The sequence below is a fragment of the Hymenobacter sp. J193 genome (assembly GCF_024700075.1).
GTDB lineage: Bacteria > Bacteroidota > Bacteroidia > Cytophagales > Hymenobacteraceae > Hymenobacter.
This window is the reverse complement of sequence record NZ_JAJONE010000001.1, coordinates 2,138,480-2,157,535: the sequence shown is the minus strand read 5'-3', so window position 1 is coordinate 2,157,535 and position 19,056 is coordinate 2,138,480. Positions and strand designations below refer to the sequence as shown.

At 61.5% G+C, this 19,056-nt stretch carries 13 protein-coding genes; 7 read left to right on the top strand and 6 right to left on the bottom strand.

Going from position 1 to position 19,056, the window contains the following annotated elements:
- Nucleotides 1-71 precede the first annotated feature (71 nt).
- A complete protein-coding gene (locus tag LRS06_RS09350; protein ID WP_257871252.1) occupies nt 72-536 on the bottom strand; it encodes an NfeD family protein in 465 nt (154 codons plus the stop codon).
- Between the two features lie 119 nt (nt 537-655).
- Here LRS06_RS09350 and LRS06_RS09345 point away from each other — a divergent pair, with 119 nt between their 5' ends.
- Both LRS06_RS09345 and LRS06_RS09340 read left to right on the top strand, forming a co-directional pair.
- On the top strand, nt 656-1,252 hold the full coding sequence (locus LRS06_RS09345; RefSeq protein WP_257871251.1) for a Crp/Fnr family transcriptional regulator: 597 nt from the start codon (nt 656-658) through the stop codon (nt 1,250-1,252).
- A gap of 85 nt (nt 1,253-1,337) precedes the next feature.
- Complete coding sequence (locus tag LRS06_RS09340) at nt 1,338-1,919, top strand: DinB family protein (protein ID WP_257871250.1); 582 nt, start codon at nt 1,338-1,340, stop codon at nt 1,917-1,919.
- 114 nt (nt 1,920-2,033) lie between these two features.
- On the opposite strand, the gene proS is transcribed toward LRS06_RS09340, so the two are convergent.
- Nucleotides 2,034-3,509: a proline--tRNA ligase gene (proS, locus tag LRS06_RS09335; RefSeq protein ID WP_196955449.1), complete on the bottom strand. Its 1,476-nt coding sequence runs from the start codon at nt 3,507-3,509 to the stop codon at nt 2,034-2,036.
- A gap of 196 nt (nt 3,510-3,705) precedes the next feature.
- Here proS and LRS06_RS09330 point away from each other — a divergent pair, with 196 nt between their 5' ends.
- Both LRS06_RS09330 and LRS06_RS09325 read left to right on the top strand, forming a co-directional pair.
- Complete coding sequence (locus LRS06_RS09330) at nt 3,706-4,938, top strand: hypothetical protein (RefSeq protein ID WP_257871249.1); 1,233 nt, start codon at nt 3,706-3,708, stop codon at nt 4,936-4,938.
- Nucleotides 4,939-4,992: 54 nt separating this feature from the next.
- Entirely contained in the window at nt 4,993-6,516 is a 1,524-nt protein-coding gene (locus LRS06_RS09325) for an OmpP1/FadL family transporter (protein ID WP_257871248.1), read from the top strand.
- An 85-nt stretch (nt 6,517-6,601) separates the two neighbouring features.
- On the opposite strand, the gene LRS06_RS09320 is transcribed toward LRS06_RS09325, so the two are convergent.
- Nucleotides 6,602-7,531, bottom strand: a complete 930-nt coding sequence (locus LRS06_RS09320) for a hypothetical protein (protein WP_257871247.1) — start codon at nt 7,529-7,531, stop codon at nt 6,602-6,604.
- A gap of 142 nt (nt 7,532-7,673) precedes the next feature.
- Between LRS06_RS09320 and LRS06_RS09315 the strand changes: the two genes are divergently transcribed.
- A complete protein-coding gene (locus LRS06_RS09315) occupies nt 7,674-9,965 on the top strand; it encodes a S9 family peptidase (RefSeq protein ID WP_257871246.1) in 2,292 nt (763 codons plus the stop codon).
- A gap of 88 nt (nt 9,966-10,053) precedes the next feature.
- The gene (locus LRS06_RS09310; RefSeq protein WP_257871245.1) at nt 10,054-11,556 is read left to right on the top strand and encodes a glycosyltransferase family 39 protein; all 1,503 of its coding nucleotides are present in this window, start codon (nt 10,054-10,056) and stop codon (nt 11,554-11,556) included.
- Between the two features lie 8 nt (nt 11,557-11,564).
- On the opposite strand, the gene LRS06_RS09305 is transcribed toward LRS06_RS09310, so the two are convergent.
- Entirely contained in the window at nt 11,565-13,007 is a 1,443-nt protein-coding gene (locus LRS06_RS09305; RefSeq protein ID WP_257871244.1) for an aldehyde dehydrogenase, read from the bottom strand.
- 106 nt (nt 13,008-13,113) lie between these two features.
- On the opposite strand from LRS06_RS09305, the gene LRS06_RS09300 reads away from it, so the two are divergent.
- Nucleotides 13,114-14,865, top strand: coding sequence for a hypothetical protein (locus tag LRS06_RS09300; RefSeq protein ID WP_257871243.1), 1,752 nt, complete (start codon nt 13,114-13,116; stop codon nt 14,863-14,865).
- Nucleotides 14,866-14,930: 65 nt separating this feature from the next.
- On the opposite strand, the gene LRS06_RS09295 is transcribed toward LRS06_RS09300, so the two are convergent.
- Nucleotides 14,931-15,902, bottom strand: a complete 972-nt coding sequence (locus LRS06_RS09295) for a glycosyltransferase family 2 protein (protein ID WP_257871242.1) — start codon at nt 15,900-15,902, stop codon at nt 14,931-14,933.
- Nucleotides 15,902-19,030 (bottom strand): class I SAM-dependent methyltransferase, encoded by a 3,129-nt coding sequence (locus tag LRS06_RS09290; protein WP_257871241.1) that lies wholly within the window; start codon nt 19,028-19,030, stop codon nt 15,902-15,904. Before LRS06_RS09290 ends, LRS06_RS09295 begins: the two co-directional genes overlap by 1 nt.
- Nucleotides 19,031-19,056: the final 26 nt, after the last annotated feature.

Below are 19,056 nucleotides of genomic sequence, written 5' to 3'. Positions count from 1 at the left end.
GGTGATTTTCAGATGCCAGCAGGCGCCCGTCGGCAACTAACAACTAAAAAGGACAACTGCGGCCGTGCTGCTCAGGCCTGCTCTACTACAATGCGGTTCTGCTCGATGCCCAGCACCCGAACAGGCGTGCCGGCGGCCAGAAATTCGCCGCGCGTTACCACCTCGCGCCTTGCTTCGGCAAACAGCGCAGTGCCGGCCGGCCGAAGCGCCGACAGCGTACGGCCCACCGTGCCGGCCGGTACGTCGGGGCGGCGGATATCGTGCACGCTGGTATTGTTGACGCTGGTGAGGGCCATCTTATTGAGGTTGCGCGGCCGCAGCCCCACGTACACCAGCACGCCCACTACCACGGCCGAGCCCAGCAGCATGTAGTGGCCCAGTGGGGTGCCCAGGTCGCGGTAGCCTAGCCAGATGCCCGCAATCAGCAGCCCCAGCCCCACGAGGCCGACGATGGTAGTGCCCGGAATAAAAATAACTTCGGCGGCCACAAACAGCAAGCCGAACAGCAAAAGCAACGCAATGGTAAGCCAGTCCATAAGCAATGGGAAAGTAAGAGCTGAGAGCAGGGAAGATACGCAGAATAGCTGCGCAAAATGGGGCGGCTGCCGTAATTTGCCGGTGAGTCGCCGCAGTGGCCGCCTAACGTATTTCCCTGATGGCTGAGCCAGCTTTCCGTTCCACCGAATTGACCAGCCCGCAGCGCCTGCGCCAGCTGCTGCACCAGGTGCCGGGACTAACGGCCGCCGACGTTGATGCCCTCGTGGGTCGGTGGCAGCGCCCGGTGCACCTCCGCCGCGGCGACTTCCTCATCCAGCCCGGCCAAACCGACCACTACCTGTATTTTATAGACGAAGGCGTGCTGCGCATTTTTCTGCCTACCCAGCACGAGGAAATCTGCGTGGGCTTCGGCTACGCCAGCACGCTTATCTGCTCATTCCCGTCGTTTGTGGAAGGGCGCCCATCTTCCTACAGCATTCAAACGCTGAAAGCCAGCCGCCTGCTGGCCATTACCCGCGCCGATTTGCTGGAGCTGGTGGAACGCCGGCCCAATATCGGGCGGTTCTGGCGGGCCGAAATGGAGCGGGCCGTGGTAGGGCGCATCGAGCGGGAAATAGACTTGCTGCTGCCCGAGCCCCAGCGCCGCCTCGACCGGCTGCGGGCCCGCAGCCCGCACCTGTTTCAGCTGGTGCCGCGCAAGTACATTGCCTCCTACCTGCGCATGACGCCCGAAACCCTGAGCCGCCTGCGCTAAAATCTTGCGCGAAATCAAGATTTTGCAGCCGGGCAAGCCGGACTTTTGACGGGTTCAACTTTTTCAGCTCACGTCCTTTCTGGCTATGAAAACCCAACCCTTCCTGCAGCAGCTCCACAACCAGGTGCACGAGCTGCTTGCCGTCCTCAGCACCGAACTGGAGCCCCGCAACGGGCAGGCGCTACAGTTCAAGCCCAGTGCTACCAGCTGGAGCGTGCTGGAATGCCTGGAGCACCTGAACCGCTACAGCCGCTTCTATAACCCGGCGCTGCGCAAAGCCCTGGCAGCCGGGCACAAAGCAGGCACTGATGCGGAGGTAGGCTTCAGCTGGCTCGGGCGTAAGTCGTACGAAACGGTGCGGCCTGAGAACCGCAAGCTGCAGAAAACCCTCAGGCACATGAACCCCAGCCAGAGCGCCCTGAGCCGGGACGTACTGAAGGAGTTTCGGCAGCACCAGGAAACCCTGCTGGAACTACTGCGCCAAGCCGAAACGACCGACCTGAACCGCAAGGCCGTGCCCGTGGAGTTTTTTTGTGTGCTGAAGCTGCGGGTAGGCGAGGCGCTGCTGTTTGTGGTAGCCCACCAGCAGCGCCACGTGCAACAGGCCCAGCGCGTACTGCAGCAATACACTGCGCAACAGGAAACGGCTCCGCGCCTGGTAGTTTGAGGCTACGACCTTTCTTTTCAACTACGCCTAACGCTAAACGGCACTGCTTTCTGAAGAAAGCAGTGCCGTTTGTTTGACAGAGGAGCCGTCCACAAAATCCGCGGAATCCGTGGTTTAGTACGCCCGGGCAAAGTAGGCGCGCCGCACGCTGGGCTTGCCTGTCAGGATGCAGATGCCGTCTTCGTCGGGCTCGTTCAGGGCTAGGCAGCGGATGGTGGCCTTGGTTTCTTCCTTGATGCGCTCCTCGGTTTCGGAAGTCCCGTCGTAGTGCGCTACCACGAAGCCGCCTTTGCCATCGAGCACCTGCTTGAATTCCTCGTAGCTTTCCACGCGGGTAGTGTGCGTGTTGCGGAACTCCAGGGCCCGGCGGTAGATGTTGGCCTGAATATCCTGCAGCAGCTGGTCGATGCTGGCCACGATATCCGTGAGCGGCAGGTTCATTTTCTCCTTGGTGTCGCGGCGGGCCACTTCCACGGTGCCCGCGTCCAGGTCGCGCATACCCACGGCCAGGCGTACGGGCACGCCCTTCAGCTCCCACTCGGCAAACTTATAGCCGGGGCGCTCCGTGTCGCGGTCATCAATCTTCACCGAAATACCGCGGGCAATCAGGCCCATCTGAATAGGGCGGATGCGCTCCAGCAACTCGTCGAGTTGGCCGGTTTTATAAATGGGCACGATGACGACCTGAATAGGCGCCAGCTTGGGCGGCAGCACCAGGCCTTCGTCGTCGGAGTGAGCCATGACGAGGGCACCCATCAGGCGGGTACTCACGCCCCAGCTGGTGCCCCATACGTGCTCCAGGCTGCCTTCCTTGGTTTGAAACTGCACGTCAAACGCCTTGGCAAAGTTCTGCCCCAGAAAGTGGCTGGTGCCCGCCTGCAGTGCCTTACCATCCTGCATCATTCCCTCAATGCAGTAGGTTTCCACGGCACCGGCAAACCGCTCGTTCTCGGTTTTCACGCCTTTCACCACGGGCAGGGCCAGGTGCTCTTCGGCAAACTCAGCGTACACGTCCAGCATCTGGCGGGTTTCGGCCAGGGCTTCTTCGGCGGTAGCGTGGGCCGTGTGGCCTTCCTGCCACAGGAACTCGGCGGTGCGCAGAAACAGGCGGGTGCGCATTTCCCAGCGCACCACATTGGCCCACTGGTTGATGAGCAGGGGCAGGTCGCGGTAGCTCTGGATCCAGCCTTTATAGGTGCTCCAGATAATGGCCTCGGAAGTGGGGCGCACTACTAGTTCCTCTTCCAGCTTGGCGTTGGGGTCCACGCGCAGCTTGCCGGGCCGGTCGGGGTCAGTCTGCAGGCGGTAGTGCGTTACTACAGCGCATTCCTTGGCAAAGCCTTCGGCGTTTTTTTCCTCGGCCTCAAACAGGCTTTTGGGCACGAACAGCGGGAAATAGGCGTTCTGATGGCCGGTGCGCTTGAACATATCGTCCAGAGTGCGCTGCATTTTTTCCCAGATGGCGTAGCCGTAGGGCTTAATCACCATACAGCCGCGCACGGCCGAGTTTTCGGCCAGCCCGGCGCGCTTCACCAATTCATTGTACCATAGCGAGTAATCTTCGCTCCGCTTCGGCAGGCTTTTGCTCATGTTGGGCGTATCTTTGGGTAGAGTGAAAAAGTTCCCATATCTGGTACAAGATTTGAGAAGAGAAAAGGGCACCGTTTCGGGGCGAAATTACGTTATTATACCGGAGCAATGTGCGGTTGGCCAGTCTGCCCATGCAACGGTTACTTTCCGGCTGGCATCTTCTCCTTGACCCACTCACTTTTCGCGTAGGCAGACTATGAAAACGTACTTAACTTCCTGCTTGTCGGCCGTGGCCCTGCTTACGCTGGGTGGCTGCGCCAGCATCCCGGCCGTCACTTCCACGGAAACCGACGGCGTATACTATTCTTCCAAGGACCGCACCACGGAAAACCCGGCCTATGCAGCCGTGATGCAGAACCGGCAGCCGGAGGTAACGGACCAACAGTCGGCTACTACCGTGCCTAGCTCCTCGTCGGACGCGCAGTATAGCCAGGACGGCGGCTACTCTTCCGGGGGCACCACCGTCTATACCGACGACGCCTACTATGATGACTACGATTACGACTATGCCGCACGCATTCGCCGTTTTCATCAGCCCAGCTACTGGAGCTTCGCGCCCAGCTACTATTCCTACGCTTACACCAACTCCTGGGACCCGTGGGGCTATAACCCCTACGCTTACTCGCCCTGGGGCCCTTCATATGGCTATTACGGCTATAGCCCCTACGTCAGCATCAACATCGGTTACGGCTGGCCTTACCGCTCCTATGGGGGCTGGGGCGGCTACGGCTGGGGCTACCGCACTGGCTATTACAATGGCTACTATAACGGATATTATGACAGCCCCTACTACAGTGGTGGCAACTGGGGCGGTGGCACGCGCCGCAATGTGAATTACGGCCCGCGCCGGGACCGGAGCTCTGGTGTAACGGCTGGCACGGGCATTACCCGGGAGCGGTTCAATGGCGGCCGTACCTCTACCCCCGGGGGTGGACGTGGCAACCAGCCCACCACGCCTCCGGCTACGGGCGGCATAGTTGCTGGTGATAACACCACCCAACCAGCCTCGGGCCGGGGCCGCGCCACCGAAGGCACTGCTGACCCCCGAGGCCGTATGACGACTTCAACCCGGGGCAATGTGGCTGAAACGCCCCTTGACACGCGCAGCAGCGGCCGGGCCACAGAGGCAGTACCAGCTTCAACAGCTACAGAGCCCGTGGTGCGTACGGAGCAAACCCCTGCCCAGCAGCCTGATGTGCGTCCGCGGCGCCGGGTACTCGACGTGAGTGATGTAACCGGGGAAAGCCAGCCCCGGCGCCAACGGGAGCGTGACGTAACGCCGGCTACGCAGCCCACTCGTTCTGAGCAGCCTTCCCGCTCGTACGAGCGGCCCACGCGGTCTTATGAGCCCAGCAGTGCGCCTTCCCGCTCATCTTCACCGGCTCCGAGCAACAGTGGCGGTGGTGGCCGGGGCCGGGGACGTAACTAGCCCTACGTTGATGCTCAGCAGGCTCATACCCCGTACTCTCCCTTCTCTCTTCCTATGAAACAACGAAAATATTGGTTGAGCATGGCCCTGATGGGCCTTGCCAGCTACAGCTTTGCCCAAAATGAAACCGATGTGCTGCGCTATTCCCAGACGCAGCCTGCTGGCACCGCCCGCAGCCTGGGCATTGGGGGCGCCACCGTGTCTTTGGGCGCCGATTTAGGCAGCCTTTCCACGAACCCCGCTGGATTGGGCCTGTACCGGGGTTCCGAATTCACGTTTACTCCCGGCTTGGGCGTGGGCAACACGGATAGCCGGATAGATGGCGTTACTTCCTCCAACAACCGCAACAGCCTGCACGTAGCCAGCCTGGGAATGGTATTTGCCAACCGGCGCCCTGATTCGGAGGATAACCCGTGGCGGGGTGGCACCCTGGCATTTGGCCTCACGCGGGTAAATGATTTTAACGCCGCCTTCCGCTACCAGCATAAGCCAGCGCTTAATCAGGATTTACTTTCGTACCTGAACCGGAACCCAACCACGCAGCAGGAAACCGGGCTCGATGATCTGGCTTATCAGACGTTTCTGACAAATGAAGACGCACAGGGGTTATTTGTGCCGCAGGACTTTGAAAATGCTGGTCCGCTGACCCAGACAGAAACTGTGCTCAACACGGGCTCCCAAACTCAGTTCGATTTTGGCTATGGAGCCAGCTACCGTGACAAGCTGTACCTGGGTGGCGCCATTGGTATTCTTAGCACGCGCTTCAACTCCACAAAAACCTTTAACGCCACAGACCCATCACCCGCCACCCCGAACGAGCCCGGCACGGCTTTCAGTACAGTGGATTTCCGCGAGACGCTGAAAGTCCGAGGCACGGGCATTAATGCTCGTTTCGGGGCCATCTATCAGCCGGTTGATGCCGTGCGCATCGGTGCTTCCGTGCAGACGCCTACGTACATGCAGCTATCGGAAAACTTCACCTCCACGATGGATGTGAAGTTTGACCGGACTGTAACCGTAGACGGGCAGGACTACAACGAAGCCAGCGCAGGCTCGGAAGATGAATACGATTACGCGCTGGTTTCGCCGTTCCGAGCTTCGGGCGGGGCTACGATTGTTATTGGCAAGTTTGGTTTCCTGAGCGGTGACGTAGAGTACGTCAACTACGGGCAGGGGCGCCTTAGCAACACCAGTGCCAATGAAGGTACCGATGAAGCTACTGACTTTGGAATGGCAAATGATGCTGTACGAGCGGACTATAAGCAGGCGATAAACCTACGTGTCGGTGGCGAGGCCCGGCTGGATATTTTTAGGCTGCGCGCAGGTTTTGCACATTATGGCGACCCCAACCGGTTTAATAATGGTGAAAGAAGCCGGAACTACGTGACAGGCGGCTTGGGAATAAGGCAAAAGAGTTTCTTTCTGGATGCTGCCGGGGTGTATTATACAGGTGAGGAGTATTACAGCCCGTATAGATTTTATAATGCTGATGGTATTCAGGACAATAGTCTAACCCCAATAGTAAACCTAAAAAACAGCCGGTTTACTACCTCCATTACGGCCGGGTTCCTGTTTTAACACAAACTGTCTTCTATCTTAATAAACAGGCCCGCCGGACGTCCGGCGGGCCTGTTTTGGTATATGGATATGGACTTGGCAACAACTACCGATTCACCTTGACACGGACAATGGCGGCCGGGGCGGCAGTGGTGCCAAACAGCTCTTTCACGTGCAGCGCCCCGGTGCGACCCGTAGCCGTACGGAAAGCTATAACCCGGTCTTTGGCCAGCACCCCGGTATTGGGTACCACGGCAGCCGGCGATGCATCAAAGGAAGAGGTTATGAGGGCGCTGGTATTCAGGGCATCAAACTGAGCTGGCGTGAGAGCCGTAACCTTCAGGCTGGTAGCGTTGCGCGTTGTCCAGGCGTTGGCTCCCACAGCTTCGGCCGCAGCGGATACATTCTCATCGTTGGGCGCGGCTAGGGCTACCGTACCATTCGCCGCCGGAATCAGCACCAGATCGATGGAAGCTTGTAGGGTAGCGTCAGTTAGCAACGGATAAGCCGGAAACACAAGCCCGTCGCGGGCAGCCAGGGAACTGCGGCTGCTGGCACTGCGGGCTGCGTACAGCGGAACCTGATACGAGTGGAAGGTGCGGGCCGAGTCGGAGTTGTTGACCGTGAGCAGGTAGCGGCGGCTGTCTTTGTTGCCCTCGACATCTTCCACCTCAAACGTCCACCGCTCCCGCCCCGACTGCGTGCGGGCACTAAACCGGTGCAGATAGTAGAAAGTAGAGCCGGTAATGGCCTGATCCAGGTATACCAGATCCGGCGTGTTGGGGGTATCCTTCTTGGTCGCTAGGGGAGTGTAATCTACCTTAATGCGAAAGCGGCGCAGTTCAGGGCCTTTGCCGTCGCGGTTGTCGGCGAAAACGCGCGTTACCAGGGAGTCGCCGGGCGTGGTGAGCACCCGGTCGTTGGACGTGAGGCCAGTGGCCCCGATGAAGTTAAGGCGTGGACCCGAATCCGAATCCGAGCAAGCGCCCAGGGCGGTGCTCAGCAGCACTCCATACAAACTCAAACGACGTGGCATATAGCTGCAAAGGTGGCAGGAAGATGGCAAACGCGGCGGGAAAGTTGCAGAGGCCGCGCAACGGTACCTCCATAACCCGGGACTTTGCGCCGCGCCCCGTTACCTTTAACGGCTAAATACCACCGACATTTTACCTCCCCGCATGAATTTTCGCTTTCTCGGCCTGGCTCTGCTGCTTTCCGCGGCCAGCCCGGCCCTGCTGCCCGGGTTTATACCTGCAGCCGTAGCCCAGCAAAAACAAGCCATTACCCTCGAAGACATCTGGCAGAAAGGCACCTTCGCGGCCAAATCGGTGCCGGGCTTCAACTGGATGAAGGATGGCCGCTACTACTCCTCGCTCAGCCAGGGCAACCTGGTGCAGAACGACGTGACGACCGGCCAGCCCGTGCAGACGCTGGTGGCCGGACAAGATCTGAAGCTGCCCGGCCAAAGTCAGCCGCTGCCGGTAGATGGCTACAGCTTCAACGCCGATGAGCAGAAAATCCTGTTCAGCACCGATACCGAGCCGATTTACCGGCGCAGCAGCAAGTCGTACTTTTTCGTGTACGACCGCGCTACCAAGAAGCTCACACCCTTGAGCCAGACGCCGGGCAAGCAGCTGTACGCCACGTTTTCGCCGGATGGGCGGCGCGTGGCCTTTGTGCGCGCCAACAACCTCTACGTGACGGACCTGGCCACCATGCAGGAAACGGCCGTGACGACGGACGGAGCCGAAAACCGCATTATCAATGGCGGGGCCGACTGGGTGTACGAGGAAGAATTCGACATGTCGCAGGCCTTTAGCTGGTCGCCCGACTCGCGGCAGCTGGCCTATCTGCGCTTCGACGAAAGCCCGGTGCCGGAGTACAACATGCAGGTGTGGGGGCCGCTGTACCCGAAAGACTACCGCTTCAAATACCCCAAGGCCGGCGAGAAAAACTCCGTGGTGACGGCCGCCGTGTACGATGTGGCCGCCGCCCGCACCACAAAGCTGGACGTGGGCACCGAAACCGACCAGTATATTCCGCGGGTAAGCTGGACGGCGACGCCTAACCTGCTCAGCATCCGGCGCCTCAACCGCCTCCAGAACAAACTGGAAGTGCTGCACGCTGACGCGGCCACCGGCAAAACCCGCGTCGTCCTCACCGATACCGACCCGGCCTACGTGGAGCTGACCGACGATTTGCGCTACTTGGCCGGCGGCAAACAGTTTCTGTTCACGAGCGAAAAGGATGGCTACCGCCACCTGTACCTGTATGATATGCAAGGCAAGCTGGTGCGCCAGCTCACCAAAGGCAACTGGGAAATTACCGGCATTGAGGGCTTCGACGAGCAGAAAGGACTGGTATACTACTCCAGTACCGAAAACACGCTGCTGCTGCACGGCACCTACGCGCAAACCAACGGCGCCATGGGCCAGAACCGGCCGCTGGAGCGCCACCTGTTTCGCATCAACCTGAAGGGTAAAGAGAAAATCAAGCTGAGCGACGCCACCCGGGGCACTGACGTGGTGAACCTGAGCCCCGACTGCCGCTACTACCTTAACTACCACTCCGAAGCCGGCGACCCGCAGGTGGTGAGTTTGCGCACGGGTCAGGACGGCAAGCTGGTGAAAGTGCTGGAAGACAACGCCAAGCTGCGCCAGAAGCTCAGCGAGTACACCCTCAGCAAGCTGGAATTCACAAAGCTCGGCCTGAACGGCGGGCCAGACGGCGACCAGACCCTGCTGGCTTCCGTTCTTAAGCCCGCCAACTTCGACCCCAGTAAAAAGTACCCCGTGCTGATGTACGTGTACGGCGGCCCCGGCTCCCAGACGGTGAAGGACGACGCGGGTGGGGGTATAGCCTTCACCAACTACCTCTGGCACCAGCTGCTGGCCCAGCAGGGCTACATCATCGTGTCGGTAGATAACCGCGGCACCGGGGCCCGGGGCGCGGCCTTCAAGAAAAGCACCTACGCCAACCTGGGCAAGCTCGAAACCGAGGACCAGGCTGCCGCCGCCCGGATGCTGGCCCAAATGCCCTTCGTGGATAAAAGCCGCATTGGCATCTGGGGCTGGAGCTTCGGCGGGTACATGACGGCCCTGGCCCTCACCAAAAACGCCGACATTTTCAAGATGGGTATTTCGGTGGCGCCCGTCACCAACTGGCGCTACTATGACACGGTGTACACCGAGCGGTTTCTGAAAACTCCGCAGGACAACCCCCAGGGCTACGATGACAACTCCCCGGTGCAGCACGCCGACAAGCTGCGCGGCAAGCTGCTGCTGGTGCATGGCACCGGCGACGACAACGTGCACTTCCAGAACTCCACGGCCTTCGTGGATGCGCTGGTGAAAGCCAACAAGGACTTCCAGACGCTCTATTACCCCAACCGCAGCCACGGCATTTCGGGCGGCAACACGCGCCTGCACCTCTACCGGCAGATGACCAACTTCGTGCTGCAGAACCTGTAGAGCGCAACTGTCCTGGTCCGGCTTGATAACGCCCGGCGGTAGCTACCTTTGGCTGCCGCCGGGCGTTTTTGCGTGGGGCTTGTCCGTTATGTCGTTATCCTTTCTGGCTGCCCGCCCCGTGCCGCGCTGGTTCTGGCCCCTGCTGCTGGGGCTGAATTTTCTGCTGCACCTGCCGTTTTTCGCGCTGCCGCCCAATGCCAACCACAGCTGGCGGCAATGCAATACCATGGCCGTGGCCCGCAACTTCGCCGAGGAAAGCATGAACATCCTGCGGCCCCGCGTAGACCGGCGCGGCACCACCGATGGCGTGACAGGCATGCAGTTTCCGGCCTACGAGTGGACGGTAGCCGCCGCCTACCAAGCCCTGGGCTTCCACGAAAGTCTGCCCCGGCTCATCAACTGGCTGATTTTTGCGGCGGGCGTAGTGGCCTGCTTCGGGTTGGTGCGGGCGCTGAGCGGCTCGGCGGGGCTGGCAGCCGTGGCCGCGTGGGCGCTAGCCTGGAGCCCAGAGCTGTTTTACCACTCCATCAATGCCCTGCCCGATGTGCTGGCGCTGTCGGCGTCACTGGGCGGGCTGTATTTCTTTCTGTGCTGGTACCGGGGCAGCGGTGGCGCAACAGCCTATGGCGCGGCCCTGCTGCTGACCATGCTGGCGGGCCTCACCAAGCTGCAGTACCTGGCCATTGGGGCGCCCATTGCGATGCTGGTGCTGCGCGACCTGTGGCTGCGGCGCCTTACGGTACGCCGTAGTGCGTGGCTGGCGCTGTTTGCGGCCCTGACGGTGGGCGTGCCGCTGCTGTGGTACGCCTATGCCCTGCGCCTGATTCAGGAGTCGGGACTGGCCGATTTTGGGCTGGAGCTGCGCCCGGCCGAAAGCCTGGGGGCCGGCCTCAAAACCCTCCGCGACAACCTGATTTCGGACTTGCCGGAGCTGCTGGTAGGCTATAGTGGCGCCGTGCTGCTGGGGCTGGGAATAGTAGCGCTGGTGCGGGGCCACTACGCCCGGCGCTGGTGGTTTTGGCCGCTGCTGGCCTGGGCTGCGGTGCTACTGGCTTATCACCTCATTGAGCTACGACAAATGGATGTGCACCAGTACTATATGCTGCCCTACCTGCCGCTGCTGGCCTTGGCAGTAGCACTGGGTGCTGCCTGGCTAAGCCAACGCGGCCGCCGGGCCGTAGTGCTGCTGGCGGTGTTGCTGGTGGCTCAGCCGGTTATTGCCGCCTTCCGCATCATTCCGGCCCGCTGGATGAAAGGCGCCCGCGAAGTGCCCGCCGAGCTGTTTGACCCTGCCAGCCGCGCCGCCTTGTCCTCTGCCGTGCCCGATGCTGCGCTGTGCGTGGTAGGCCCCGATGTATCGGGCTGCAAATACTTCTACTTCCTGCACAAGAAAGGCTTCGGCTTCAGCGAAACGGCCGAGCTAACGGCGCCCGGCAGCACCTACCTGGCCGACTGCATCCGGCAGGGTGCCCGCTACCTCTACACCAGCGACTCTACTGTTATCAATAACCCCGCTGCCTTCCCATACCTGGGTCGGAAAATCCGACGCGTTGGCGAGTTCCGGGTGCTGGAATTGCGGGTGACTCAGTAAGCAGGCTTTTACAGCTTCACCGTAATGCTTTGCGGCTCAGTAAAGAAGCGCAGGGCTTCCAGGCCGCCTTCGCGGCCCACGCCGGAGTTCTTCATGCCGCCGAAGGGCGTGCGCAGGTCGCGGTGCAGCCAGGTGTTTATCCATACGATGCCGCTGTGCAGGGCATGCGCCACGCGGTGGGCCCGGTTCAGGTCGCGCGTCCAGATGGTGGCGGCCAGGCCGTACTCGGTGCCGTTGGCCCAGGCCAGCACCTGCTCTTCCGTATCGAAAGGCGTGAGCGTGACCACCGGGCCAAAGATTTCCTCCCGATTCACGCGGCAGTCGGGCGCCAGTCCTTCAAACACCGTAGGCTGCAGGAAGTAGCCCCCGGCGCAGCGGCCGGCCACCTGCACGCGTTGCCCGCCGGCCAGCAGCTTACCGCCTTCCTGGTGCGCCAGCTCGATGTAGCCGAGCACTTTCTGCAAATGGGCCTCGCTCACCAGCGCGCCCTGGCGGCTGCTTTGGTCCTGCGGGTCGCCCACCGTTAGCTCGGCCACGCCAGCCAGAAACTTCTGCCTGAACTGCTCATAGATGGGGCGCTCAACGAAGATGCGCGAGCCGCACAGGCAGATCTGTCCTTGGTTGGCGAAAGAGCTGCGCAAACTGGTGCGCACGGCCTCGGCCAAGTCGCAGTCGGCGAAGATGAGGTTGGGGTTTTTGCCGCCCAGTTCCAGGGAAAGTTTCTTGAACATCGGCGCGGCGGTACGGGCAATATGCTCCCCGGTTTTGGTGCCGCCCGTGAAGCTGATGGCCTTCACGCTCGGATGCTCCACCATAGCCTGGCCTACTACCGGCCCGGTACCGTGCACAATATTGAGCACCCCGGCCGGCAAGCCGGCTTCCAGGCACAGCTCACTCAGCAGAAAAGCCGTGTAGGGCGTAATTTCCGACGGCTTGGCCACTACGCAGCAGCCAGCGGCCAGGGCCGGCGCAATCTTCCAGGTGAACAGATAAAGCGGCAGGTTCCAGGGCGAAATGCAGGCCACTACCCCCAGCGGGTGGCGCACCGTGTAGTTGAGAGCCACGCCTTCCTGAAAGTGGGTTTCGGAGGCAAAATGCTGAGCCGCCGTGCCGAAAAACGCGAAGTTGCTGGCCGCTCGCGGAATATCCACGGTGCGGGCCAGACTCACGGGCTTGCCGTTGTCCTGACTTTCAGCCTGGGCCAGCGGCTCCAGGTCGCGCTCGATCAGCTCGGCAATACGCACCAGCAAACGGCCGCGCTCCTCGGCAGGCAGGCGCCGCCAGGCAGGCAAAGCCGCTTCGGCAGCCTGCACGGCCTGGGCTACGTCCAGGGCATCAGAAGCCGGAATCTGGCTGAATACCTGGCCGGTGGCGGGCTCGATATTAGGCAGGTACTGGCCGTTGATGGCGGGTACCAGCAGACCATTAATGTAATTCTGAAGCTGCACCATAAGGGTAAAAGAAAGCCCCAGCAAGGTAACGGCAGCTAACGGGAATAGCTACTTTTGCCGGGCGCAGCTGCAGGCAGGCTGCTCTCTGTGCTTTATTGATGCTATAATGAAAAAATGGCTGCGCGTGGCGCTCCTGCTGGCCGGCTACGGCCTGTTGTTCGTGCTATTTACCTGGCCCCTGGCGCAGCATTTCACTTCCTCCTTCCTGGCTTTGCCCCGGCACGACTCCTACCAGTTTTTCTGGAATGCCTGGCACTTCCGTGAAGCAGTGCAGAGCGGCCAGAACCCGTTTTTTACCAACTGGATCCTGTATCCGCAAGGATCCGGCCTGGTGATGCACGCCTATACGCCTATCCTGGGTGCCCTGAGCGTGGTGCTGGGCAACGATATGCTGGCCGTGAACACCGGGCTGCTGCTGAGCTATGCCTTATCGGGCACGGGTGCGTACCTGCTGGCGCGGGGCTGGGTGTGCAGCCCGCTGCTGTGCCTGCTGGCGGGGTTCATCTTCGCTTATTCACCCTACAAGCTCCAGCGCCTGCCCGAGCACTACAACCTGGTGCTCACGGCCACCGTGCCCTTCTACATCCTGCTGTTTCTGCGGGCCTTCGAGTTTCGGGAAGGCCGGTTTCTGCCGCTGGTGCGGAGCTGGATGGCCGTGGCCGGCTGTTTCGGGCTGGGCGTGCTCACCCTGCTGAGCGACTACTACGTGCTGTTCGGCCTGCTTTACTTCTCCCTGCTCTATGTAGCGTGGTTCTGGCTGCGCATCGGGCGCATCCGGTGGGGCACCTGGCGGCCGTGGGCCTGGCTGGCGGGCATTCTGGTTGTAAGCCACATTGCCATCCGACTGCTGCGCCTGGCAGGCATAAACGAAAACGGCGGCCTCTGGTGGGGTGGCGACGTGGTGTCCTACCTGATGCCGCCGCCCACCAGCCGATTCGTATACTGGGACTGGGCCGCCCGTCTGTATACTAATGCCAAGGTGTTCAACATGCCCGGCTCCCTCGAAAATACCGTGTTCATCGGCTACGCGCTGCCGCTGCTGGCTCTCGGGCTGTGGGCTTTGCGGCTGACAGGGAAGCGGCCAGCGTCGCGGCGGTTTCAGGAGGCCGGAGGCCGGCCGCTGGCCTGGGTGCTGATTGTTTTCCTCCTGTTTACGGTGCCAACCCTGCGCATCTACGGGCACGAGCGGCTGAACCTGCCCACCGCTTTCCTGCACTTTATTCCGTTTTTCAACAACATCCGCTGCCCTACCCGCTGGAGCATGATGATAGGCCTGCTGTTGCCAATTGTATCGCTCAGTGCTCTGGAAGCGGCCTGGCACCTGAGGCTGCGACCCGTGGTGCAAACCACACTCAGCTTGTTGCTGCTGGTCGTGGTGGGCATCGAGTTCTGGCCCAAGCCCTACCAGCGGGCGTCGCAGGCCAGCATTCCGGCGGTGTACCAGCAAGTGGCCAAGCTGCCGGGCACCTCGCTTATTCCGATTCCGCTGGGCATTCTCGACGGCTACCACCAAGTAGGTCACCTAGAGACGGAGCAGATGTTCTACCAAACGCTGCACCGCAAAAAGCTGCCCATCGGCTACCTCTCGCGGGTGCGGCCCGAGTTATTTGCCTCGATGAGGCAGGAGCCCGTGCTGCGCGCCATCCTATATCAGCAAACCAAACCCGACACGGTGCAGCCCGCACCGCCCACCGCCCCACAGGTGCAGGCATTTCTGAAAACCTACGACCCGGCGGCTTTCGTGGTAGGCCCCGCGTACCGCAACCAGCCGGTACACGCATTTCTGCGCCGTCTCCTGCAGCCCTACGGTTTCCGCGAGCACCTGGTAGATGGCTACGTGCTGCTGGCTGCCCCGTAATCAGTTGCCAGGTGCCAGTTGCCCGTTACCCGTTGTCAGTAGCCGGCGCTTATTTCTGGCAACTGTTAACGGGTAACTGATTCATTAATAGGGATATTGGTGTCGGAGATGATGTAGAGGGGGCGGCGGCGCACGTTGGCGCTCAGGCGGGCCAGGTACTCGCCAATCAGGCCAATGGCAATAAGCTGCACCCCGCCCAGAAACAGGATGCTCACCATCAGCGAAGCCCAGCCCGGCTGGTAGTCGCCGGTTACGAAGCGGGCGTAGAGCGTGTAGAGCATCACCAGAAAAGCCAGGCCCGATACCACGAAGCCGCTCACGGTAGCCACCTTCAGAGGCACGTCCGAAAAGCCCGTGATGCCGTCCAGGGCCAGCCGGATCATCTTGCGGTAGGTGTAGCCGGTTTCGCCCCCGGCCCGCTCGGCCCGGTCGTACTCGATGTAGGTTTGCCGGTAGCCAATCCAGGAAATCTGCCCCCGGATAAACTTGTTTTGCTCAGGCATCTGCTTGAGCGCCTCCACCACCTTGCGCGACACAATGCGGAAGTCGCCGGTATCTACGGGAATGGAAATGTTGGTGATGCTGGCCAGCAGGCGGTAAAACAGCTTGGCCGTAAACTTCTTGGCAGCGCTTTCGCCCTGGCGGGAACGGCGCTTGGCGTACACCACCTCGAAGCCCTGCAGCAGCTTCTGGTAGAGCTGCGGAATCAGCTCGGGCGGGTCCTGCAAATCGGCATCAATGATGGCTACGGCCTCGCCCAGCGACAAGTCCAGCCCGGCCGTCACGGCAATCTGGTGGCCGAAGTTGCGACTAAAATCGATGTAGCGCACATCGGACTCCCGGGCCGCCAGGTTCTGAATCAGCTCCAGGGACCGGTCGCGGGAGCCGTCGTTGATAAAGATGTACTCGCAGCGCAGCTGCATGGGGTCCAGCACCGAGCGCAGCCGCGCATACAGAGTCGGAATATTGGCTTCCTCGTTGTAGATGGGAATAATAACGGACAGATCCACGGCGCGAAAGGGTAGGTCAGGAAACATCAGGCAGGTTTGCGGGCCACGGCGAAGGTGCTTACGCCCAAGGGGAAGTTCAGGCGGCGCAGCCAGCGGTTTTCCGCCCTCAGCAGGCCAAAAAGGGCGCTGTTGGCGGGGCCGGTCAGCTGCTTCAGGTCGCCGGCGCCGGCGGCGGCCAGGCCGGTGGCCTGCGCCAGGCGCTGGAGCCGGCGCACCACGGCCGTGGGAAAGAACAGCAGGAAATTCCAGTACGAAGCCCGCTCTACCTGAAAGCCCGCACTGCCCAGCACCTGGCGCAGGTAAGAGAGCGTATAGCGCCGGAAATGGTGGTTTACTTCGTCGTGGCGGCTCCATAGAAACTGGTAGGCCGGCACAAACACGATGAGGTGGCCGCCGGGCCGCAGCACCCGCTGCCACTCGCGCAGGGCCTCGGCTTCGTCCTCAATATGCTCCAGCACATCGGAGGCTACCACTACATCAAAGGAATTGTCGGCGAAATCGAGGCGGGTGCCGTCCATCACCATCACTTGCTCGAAGCCCCGGGCCTGGGCTACGGCAATGGCATTATCGCTCACATCAATACCGGTAAGGTGCTGGTAGCCGGCCGCACGCAAGGCCAGCAGCAGCGGCCCGCCCGAGCAGCCGATTTCCAGAATATCGGCCGTGCGCGGCAGCCCGAGCCGCTGAATCTGCTCAAATACAATGTCGCGGCGGCCTGCAAACCACCAATGCTGCTCTTCCAGCTGATGATACCGGGCTTCGTAGGTAATATCCATAAGCGGCCTAAAGATACACGATTGGGCTGGTGCCCGCCTATGGCCGCGCGGCCAAAACCGCCTCCGACCCCAGCGGATAGTTATTGAGCACCAGTTGGCGCCGGGGGGCGTATCCCGGAAAAAGTACACGTCCGTGTCCAGCGGCCGGATCAGCAGGTCGTCGGCTACCAAGTCGCGGTTGTCGTAAATGACTTCCACCTGGGCCTGCGGGTCGCGCACCTGAATGTGGGCCGTAGCCCGCACCCAGTCGCCCACAATCTCGGTGCTGTGGCTGGTGTCGGTTATCTGGTGGTCGATCTGCTGGCCCTGGGCATCGTACTGCTTTACCTGCAGGTTGCCGAGGCCGTAGCCGGTGCGCGCATTCACCCACACCGATACCTCGTAGCGGCCCGTATCGGCAGCCGAAGCAGCCAGCGGGCCTTTATACAGCTGGGCAAAACCATTGTCGAGCGAGAAAGCGCCCGGCGACAGAAAAGCCCGCACCGAGGCTTTATCAGCAAATGATACCCGCACGACGGGCCGGGCCGTAGTGCGCAGCGTGCCGGCTGGGCCGGTCAGCAACGTGGGGCGGCGCCGGGCAAACAGCCGCTGCTGGCGGGCGTGCACGGTGGCCGCCAGGGAGTCGAGAGGCAGCTCGTAGAGCACAGCGTAGGCATCTTCGTAGAGCTTGCGCCCCCGGCTTACCAGCTGCTGCTCATTGTATTTCAGGGCATCGTGGCTGGTGATGAGCAGCACCGGCTTGCGCGAAGGCAGAGCTTGCACCAACGGCTTGTCTATGAAGTCGGTGCCCACCAGCTGCACCAGCCGCAGCGTCTGACCCACGGAAGCGCGGGCCATGTGGCTGGCTAGTAAGGGCAAGTGCAGGTTGAAAGACGCCTTTTCGCTTTCGAACTGGGCATTGGCGCTGTTGGCAAACGAGAGCTTATCGGTGCCGATGTTGAAGTAGGGCAGGGGCAGGATGGCCTGAAACTCCTCGGGCCGGCGTCCCACGCTCAGCAGTTTCTCGCGGTAGTTGCCAGCCTCGGCCACGAAGTCCGACACGCCGCGCATCTGCTGGATCTGCCGGCCTTTGGTGGAAATCTGCACCCCGGCTTCCAGCGCCCAGAACAGCAGCATCACGCCCAGAATAGCACGACCCACGCCGGCCGCCCCGCGCTGGGCCAGGTAGCGGTAAAGCTGGTAGCCAAAGTAGGCTACGTACAGCGAGAAGACGTAGTAGAACACCCAGGCAAACCGACCCAGGGAGCGAAACTGCTTGAGCGGCCCCAGGTGCTCCAGCAGCGCCGCGCCACCGGGCAGCCGGAACGGGAAAGCCATTGCCAGCAGCAGCAGCAGAATAGCCGCCCACAGCCCCGCCCTAAATGGTGCGGGCGCTACGGGCCGCAGCACCTGGCGCCAGCGCCCCAGGCCCAATACCCGCCCGGTGCGGATGAGCAGCAGCAGCGCTACCACGGTGGCCGTAAGGCCCACGTAGGCAAAGCCTTCCCAGACGGGCTCGGGCGTGTGCAGCACGGCCCGTAGCGCCTCCCGCAGCGGGCTGACGGTGGGCATAAATACCGTGAATGGGCTGGCCGTGTACACAAAGAAGCCATAGGGGTTTTCGGGCCGGTCGGTGAGCGGGTCCGTCAGCCAGAGCCAGCCCCGGAACAGCAGCAGCGGCAGCAGGGCCGTGGCTGCCCAGCGCAGGGCCGTGGGCCACACCGCTTGGCGCTGCCGCTCCTGTAGCACCCATACCAGCGTGTACGCCAGTAGAAACAGCGCGCCCACCAGCAGGAAGTAGGTGTGTAGCAGCCCGCCCAGCAAGCTCACCATGCCGTAGAGCACCGGCCACCGCCAGCGGCGCGGGGCCGCATGCATGCGCAGCAGTAGGTACCAGAGCAGGGGCACCAGCACCGTGTAGCCCATAGAGCCGTGCGAGTCCAGCCGCTCCAGCTGCGGGGCCAGAAACGCCACGCACAGCGCCACCGCCGCCGCGTAAAGCCGTGGCAGCCCCAGGCGCCGGCCAACGGCAAACAGTACCAGCGGCGTAAGCCAGAGCATGAGCAGCGTAAAGCTGTTCAGAATGCCCATCAGGTGGTTTACTACCGGCACTCCGTGGTGCTGCAGCCAGCTAAGCGGGTAAGCCAGCAAGGGCTGCATATCGGGGAAGTTGATATGCTCGCCGTGGGGGTAGTTCATGCCCGTGAAGTGCAGGCCGGTGTTGTACTTCACGTAGTACAGCACGATGTAGTAGGCCCGGATGGCGTCGCCGGCATTGCCAAAAAAATAGTCGTTGGGATGGCGCAGCACCCGCCCAAAGCTGAGAGCCAGCACCAGGGCACTGGCCAGCAGCAGTAGCGCCGCAATGCCTTTATCCGTCGAAAACAGCCGATTTTTCACGCGTTTACTCTTGTTCTGTCACTCGT

What these genes read in the sequence shown, in the direction of transcription:
- proS (WP_196955449.1), bottom strand. Translation starts at nt 3,509, where the DNA reads ATGAGCAAAAGCCTGCCGAAGCGGAGCGAAGATTACTCGCTATGGTAC.
- LRS06_RS09340 (WP_257871250.1), top strand. Translation starts at nt 1,338, where the DNA reads ATGAAAACCCAACCCTTCCTGCAGCAGCTCCACAACCAGGTGCACGAG.
- LRS06_RS09295 (WP_257871242.1), bottom strand. Translation starts at nt 15,902, where the DNA reads ATGTTTCCTGACCTACCCTTTCGCGCCGTGGATCTGTCCGTTATTATT.
- LRS06_RS09320 (WP_257871247.1), bottom strand. Translation starts at nt 7,531, where the DNA reads ATGCCACGTCGTTTGAGTTTGTATGGAGTGCTGCTGAGCACCGCCCTG.
- LRS06_RS09300 (WP_257871243.1), top strand. Translation starts at nt 13,114, where the DNA reads ATGAAAAAATGGCTGCGCGTGGCGCTCCTGCTGGCCGGCTACGGCCTG.
- LRS06_RS09345 (WP_257871251.1), top strand. Translation starts at nt 656, where the DNA reads ATGGCTGAGCCAGCTTTCCGTTCCACCGAATTGACCAGCCCGCAGCGC.
- LRS06_RS09315 (WP_257871246.1), top strand. Translation starts at nt 7,674, where the DNA reads ATGAATTTTCGCTTTCTCGGCCTGGCTCTGCTGCTTTCCGCGGCCAGC.
- LRS06_RS09305 (WP_257871244.1), bottom strand. Translation starts at nt 13,007, where the DNA reads ATGGTGCAGCTTCAGAATTACATTAATGGTCTGCTGGTACCCGCCATC.
- LRS06_RS09310 (WP_257871245.1), top strand. Translation starts at nt 10,054, where the DNA reads ATGTCGTTATCCTTTCTGGCTGCCCGCCCCGTGCCGCGCTGGTTCTGG.
- LRS06_RS09350 (WP_257871252.1), bottom strand. Translation starts at nt 536, where the DNA reads ATGGACTGGCTTACCATTGCGTTGCTTTTGCTGTTCGGCTTGCTGTTT.
- LRS06_RS09325 (WP_257871248.1), top strand. Translation starts at nt 4,993, where the DNA reads ATGAAACAACGAAAATATTGGTTGAGCATGGCCCTGATGGGCCTTGCC.
- LRS06_RS09330 (WP_257871249.1), top strand. Translation starts at nt 3,706, where the DNA reads ATGAAAACGTACTTAACTTCCTGCTTGTCGGCCGTGGCCCTGCTTACG.